At 60.3% G+C, this 5365-nt stretch carries 4 protein-coding genes; 2 read left to right on the top strand and 2 right to left on the bottom strand.

The annotated features are described in order from the left end of the window. Positions 1 to 178: 178 nt before the first annotated feature. Positions 179 to 1597: a bifunctional D-glycero-beta-D-manno-heptose-7-phosphate kinase/D-glycero-beta-D-manno-heptose 1-phosphate adenylyltransferase HldE gene (gene hldE / locus A3714_RS02010; RefSeq protein ID WP_062815654.1), complete on the top strand. Its 1419-nt coding sequence runs from the start codon at positions 179 to 181 to the stop codon at positions 1595 to 1597. Positions 1598 to 1758: 161 nt separating this feature from the next. On the opposite strand, the gene A3714_RS02005 is transcribed toward hldE, so the two are convergent. Then, the gene (locus A3714_RS02005; RefSeq protein ID WP_063509073.1) at positions 1759 to 2778 is read right to left on the bottom strand and encodes an AraC family transcriptional regulator; all 1020 of its coding nucleotides are present in this window, start codon (positions 2776 to 2778) and stop codon (positions 1759 to 1761) included. Positions 2779 to 2884: 106 nt separating this feature from the next. On the opposite strand from A3714_RS02005, the gene A3714_RS02000 reads away from it, so the two are divergent. Continuing rightward, positions 2885 to 4420 carry an NAD(P)/FAD-dependent oxidoreductase gene (locus A3714_RS02000; RefSeq protein WP_063509072.1) on the top strand — a complete coding sequence of 512 codons (1536 nt, stop codon included), beginning with the start codon at positions 2885 to 2887 and terminating at the stop codon, positions 4418 to 4420. 81 nt (positions 4421 to 4501) lie between these two features. Here A3714_RS02000 and A3714_RS01995 read toward each other — a convergent pair whose 3' ends face one another. Next, complete coding sequence (locus A3714_RS01995; RefSeq protein WP_063509071.1) at positions 4502 to 5293, bottom strand: M48 family metallopeptidase; 792 nt, start codon at positions 5291 to 5293, stop codon at positions 4502 to 4504. Between the last annotated feature and the right edge of the window lie 72 nt (positions 5294 to 5365).

Genomic DNA, 5365 nt, shown 5'->3' with positions numbered 1-5365 from the left:
TACCTGTCTGATGGAGGGATGCGTAGCCGCGGCAAAGTGTAAAGGTGGATCCACTACACTGGCTCTGCCCCTCACCGGTTCATGTGACCGTTTCCTTGAGTCCTTTCAGCAGGTTAGCTGGTTACTTGCCTATGCTACACTGCATCGAAGTCCGGCACTGTTGCGTTTTGGAGAATCTATGCAAATTCCCGCTTTTGCCAAGGCCCGCGTTCTTGTGGCTGGCGATGTCATGCTCGATCGTTACTGGCACGGCCCGACCGGGCGTATTTCGCCGGAAGCGCCGGTACCTGTTGTGCGGGTAACCGAGTTGGAAGACCGGCCCGGCGGGGCCGCCAATGTGGCCCTCAATATGGCTGCGCTGGGCGCCCGTGCCGAGCTGGTGGGAATTACCGGTGATGATGAGGCCGCTGCGATTCTGGAAGAGCGGCTTGGTGCGGCGGAAGTGGGTTGTCACTTTCAGAAAATCGACGGTTTGCCGACGATTACCAAGTTGCGGGTGATCAGCCGCCAGCAGCAGTTGCTGCGCCTGGATTTCGAGGAAGCCTTCCATGACCAGGACCCGGCGCCCTTCGCCGACAGGGTGAAAGACCAGCTGGTCCATTGCGGTGCTCTGGTTCTCTCCGATTACGCCAAAGGGGCCTTGCGTGATTGCCCGGGACTGATTGCCCTGGCCCGGGAGGCCGGTGTCCCGGTCCTGGTGGATCCCAAGGGTACCGATTTCCGTCATTACCGTGGCGCTACCTTGCTGACGCCCAATCTCAGCGAGTTCGAAGCTGTGGCGGGGAAGGTCAAGGATGAACAGGATCTGATCGCCAAGGGCCAGCAACTGATCCGGGATCTGGACCTGCAGGCCCTGCTGGTGACCCGCAGCGAAAAGGGGATGACCCTGTTGCGCGATGGTCAGCCGGAGCTGCATCTGCCTGCCCGAGCCCGCGAGGTATTCGATGTGACCGGCGCCGGGGATACCGTGATATCGGTGTTGGCGGTGTCTCTGGCTGCCGGTGCAGATATGGCGGACGCGGTGGCGCTGGCCAATATCGCCGCGGGTATCGTGGTCGGCAAGCTGGGCACTGCCGTGGTGTCTGCCCCGGAGTTGCGTCGGGCGGTGCATCAGGAAGGGGGGCTGGGCCGCGGGGTGATGACTGAAGAGCAGTTACTGATCGCCATTGAGGATGCCCGGGCCCAGGGGGAGAGGATTGTTTTCACCAATGGCTGCTTCGACATCATCCACGCGGGCCATGTGGGCTATCTGGATTCTGCACGACGCCAGGGCGATCGCCTGGTGCTGGCAGTGAACGGCGACGAATCCATCCGTCGCCTGAAAGGCCCTGGCCGCCCCATCAATCCCCTGGAGCGCCGCATGGCGGTGCTTGCTGCCCTTGAGGTAGTGGACTGGGTAGTGCCCTTCGACACCGACACCCCCGAACCGCTGCTGGAGGCCATCAAGCCGGATGTGCTGGTAAAAGGCGGCGATTACAGTGTGGATCAGGTGGTCGGCCATGAGTTTGTGCAGGGCTATGGCGGTGAGGTGAAGGTGCTGGATTTTATCGACGATATCTCGACGACCAAGATCGTCGAACGAATTCGGCAGGACTGATCGTTCTACGAAGCCTCTGTAGGAGCGCCGCTTGAGGCGCGAAACGAGCGTCAGCGAGTAACGGGTTTCGAAAGGTAAAACCCTCTCGGTCGGATGTGTTGGTTTCAAATCGCGTTTCTGGGTAATCAGAAACGGTGTTTTTCGCGCCCCAAGCGGCGCTCCTACGGCCCGTCCCTGGCCTCTTTGCGATGGCGGGCGGGCGTCTTTCCTGTCCACCGCTCAAAGGCCCGAACAAAAGCCGCCGATTCGCTGTAACCCAGCAATTCGGCGATTTCGGCCACGCTGCGTCCGGAGTCGGCCAGGTAGCGCCTGGCTTTATCGGCTTTCACCTGATCCACCAGTCCCTGAAAGGGGCGGTTCTCCTTGCTCAGCTGACGGCGAAAGGTGCGCTCGGGAATACCGAAGGCCCGGGACACCTGTTCTGCGGTGGGAAAAGTGCGAACGAACAGGTTGAGGTAGGCGGTGACCCGGTCTCCCAGATGATCGGTGGGGGGCTCCCGGCGGGCCAGCATGGCCTCGCATTGTTCCCGGTACATGTCCTGGGCCATCTTGTTGTAGCCGGGCATGCGCAAGGCCATGTCCTGGTTGCGGATTACCGCCTTGCAATAGGGTTGGTCGTAGTGCACCGGGCAGCCGAAATAATCCTCAAATATCCGGGCATGGTCCGGTCTGGGGTAGGGCATCCACACTTCCAACGGTTTCAGATGCAGGTTCAGTTGGGTCTGGATATCGTTGATCAGCTTGAAGGTGCCCACCATATCCCGGTCGATCAGGATGCGGCTCACCTCCGGGGGCAGGGGGATGGGATGCAGCTCCAGAGCGGTGGTGGTGTCACCGGGAATCAGGGCGATTTCCCCGTACAGGTAGGTCAGCGCCTGATACCTCACCCCGAACTGGAAGCCCTGAAAGGCCGTTTCGCTGGTCATCAGTAACATGGCCAGCTGCCCGTAGCCGGCAAAGCCGAAGCGGCTGCCCATCTCGAAGCCCAGCAGCGGGTCGTCCACCCGGGGCAGCAATTCGGTAAAGATCAGTAGTTCCCGGTCCCGGCCGATTTCGCTGTTCGGGTCCAGCTTGTTGCGGTCCAGGCCATGCTTTGCCAAAACGGGCGCACAGTCGATCCCCTTCTCGTCTTCGAGCAGGTCGATGGTGTAGATGAGGGCGAGGATCGAGCGTTCAGACATGGCCGGAATTATCAATTTTCCAGTCAGGTTAACATGTATTCACTGACGATGGACAAGGCTAGAGTGTTGTCATCAAGGAGCCCATGAGCATCCCAGGAGAATACCAATGACAAGTCAGGCCAAGATCAATGTGAAAACCCGCCGCGTCAAAGTGGCCATCGTCGGTGGTGGCTTTGGTGGCATGTGCATGGCCATTAAATTGCGTGAGGCCGGCATTGATGATTTTCTGCTGCTGGAAAAAGGCAGCGGCATAGGCGGTACCTGGTACCACAACAGCTACCCCGGTGCGGCCTGCGACGTGCAGTCACACATGTATTCCTTCTCGTTTGAGGGTAACCCGGAGTGGAGCCATCGCTACAGTGGCCAGCAGGAAATTCACAATTACATCCAGGGCGTGAGCGACAAACATGCGCTGCGTCAGTACACCCGTTTCAATGCGGAAGTGACCGGAGCCCGTTTTGATGACCGGGCAGCCCTGTGGACCCTGGACCTGGCGGATGGCTCCCAGGTGATCTGTCAGCACTGGGTGCTGGCCAGTGGTCCCCTGCACGTGCCGTCGTTCCCCAATTTCAAGGGCATGGACACCTTCAAGGGCAAGATCATTCACTCGGCCCAGTGGGACCATGACTATGACATGGCCGGCAAGAAGGTGGTGTCCATTGGTACCGGGGCCAGCGCGATCCAGTATGTGCCCCACGTGGCCAAGGAGGCGGGTCATCTGACGGTGGTGCAGCGCACCCCGCCGTGGATCATTCCCCGGGACGAGCGCGCCTATTCCGGCCTGAGCAAATGGATCTTCCGTCGCTTCCCGGCCCTGCGCAAACTCCACCGCCTGCGCCTCTACCTGAGCAATGAAGCCCGGGTACTGCCGATTTTCAATCCGCGCCTGGCCAAGCTGGCCGAGCCGGCGCTGAAGGCCTTCATCCATTACCAGGTGAAGGACAAGGAGACCGCCCGCAAGCTGGTGCCGAACTACACCCTGGGCTGCAAGCGCATCCTGATTTCCAACAACTACTACCCCACCTTTAACCGCGACAACGTGGAACTGGTGACGGAAGGTGTGAAGGAAATCCGCGAGAACAGCATCGTGTTCAGTGATGGCACCGAACAGCAGGCCGACTGCATCGTGCTGGGTACCGGTTTCATCGTGGATCCGCGCATCTACATGAAGGATTTCGAGATCACGGGTCTGCCGGGCCATCGCCTGCAGGATGACTGGAAAGACGCCGCTGAGGCCTACCTGGGTACCACCGTCAGCGGTTATCCGAACATGTTCCAGCTGGTAGGGCCGAACACCGGCCTGGGTCACAACTCCATCATTTTCATGATCGAAAGCCAGGTCCGTTACATCATGGATGCCATCACCAAGCTGGATAAGCGCGGCGATGCCTGGCTGGATGTGAAGCAGGACGTGCAGGACCGTTATAACGCCAAGCTGCAGGATGAGCTGAAAGGCACCATCTGGCAGACCGGCGGCTGCATGAGCTGGTACCAGCAGGCCGATGGCCGCAACACGGCACTGTGGCCCCATGCCACCTTCCAGTTCATGGCCCGCACCTGGACCGTGAACATGAAGGACTACGATTGGCAGCCGGCCACCGAGCAAGTGACTGCGGGCGCAGAGTCGGCCAGGGCTGTATAGCGGTCAGTGGCGATTTCGTCTTGTGAGCAAGGCCCCAACGGTGGTTTTCATGCTGTTGGAGCCTTGCTGGCAAGGCGAAGATTATTGGTTGCAGGTTGCTGGCGGGCGCTTCTGATAACGCTGGAACGCTTCGTTCATTCGCGCTTGCAGTTCCTCGATTCGCGATTCGTGGTTTGGGTGGGTGGAAAGAAACTCCAAGGGTTGCCCGCCCCCTGCAGCGGCCATATTGCGCCACAGTTGCGTGCTCTCCCGCGGATCGAAGCCGGCACTGGCCATCAGTTCCAGCCCCATCACATCCGCCTCTTCCTCATGGGTGCGGCTGAAAGGCAGGGCAATGCCGAGATGGGCGCCCAGGCCCAGCGCCTGAATAATGCGTTCGCTGTCCGCATCCCCCTCACTGAACAGCCCCACCAGAAGCAACAGTGCCTTGATCCCCAGTTCCTGGGTGAGCCGTTCATTGCCGTGCTGGGCCAGCACATGGGCCACTTCATGGCCGATCACTGCGGCGAGCTGGGCATCATTGACCGCCACTTTCAGCAGCCCCTGGTTGACCCCGATCTTGCCGCCGGGCAGGGCGAAAGCGTTGGGAGTGGGGTCGTCGAACAGCACGATTTCCCAGGTTTCCGGCATGGGGATGCCGGGAAAGCGGTCGCCCACCACCAGCAGGATCTCCCGGGCGATACACTGCACCCGGGCATTACTGTCGGCATCCTGGCTCACGGGGATCTGCTGCTGCATCTGCAGAAAGGCCTGGCTGCCAAACTGGGCCATCATGGAGGGCGGTATCAGAGCCAGCTGATCGCGACCGGTGGGAGTCTTGTCGCAGCCGCTGACCAGCAGCGAGGCGGCGATGATGAGAAGACGTATTAGCATGGACTATCCTGCGGTGTGTGCATTGACAGGATAAGGGGGACGCGCGGAGGGGGGTAGTCCCTTGAGTGCATG

It is taken from the genome of Alcanivorax sp. HI0007 (genome assembly GCF_001635525.1).
Lineage (GTDB): Bacteria > Pseudomonadota > Gammaproteobacteria > Pseudomonadales > Alcanivoracaceae > Alcanivorax.
This window is presented reverse-complemented; position numbering and strand designations above follow the sequence as displayed.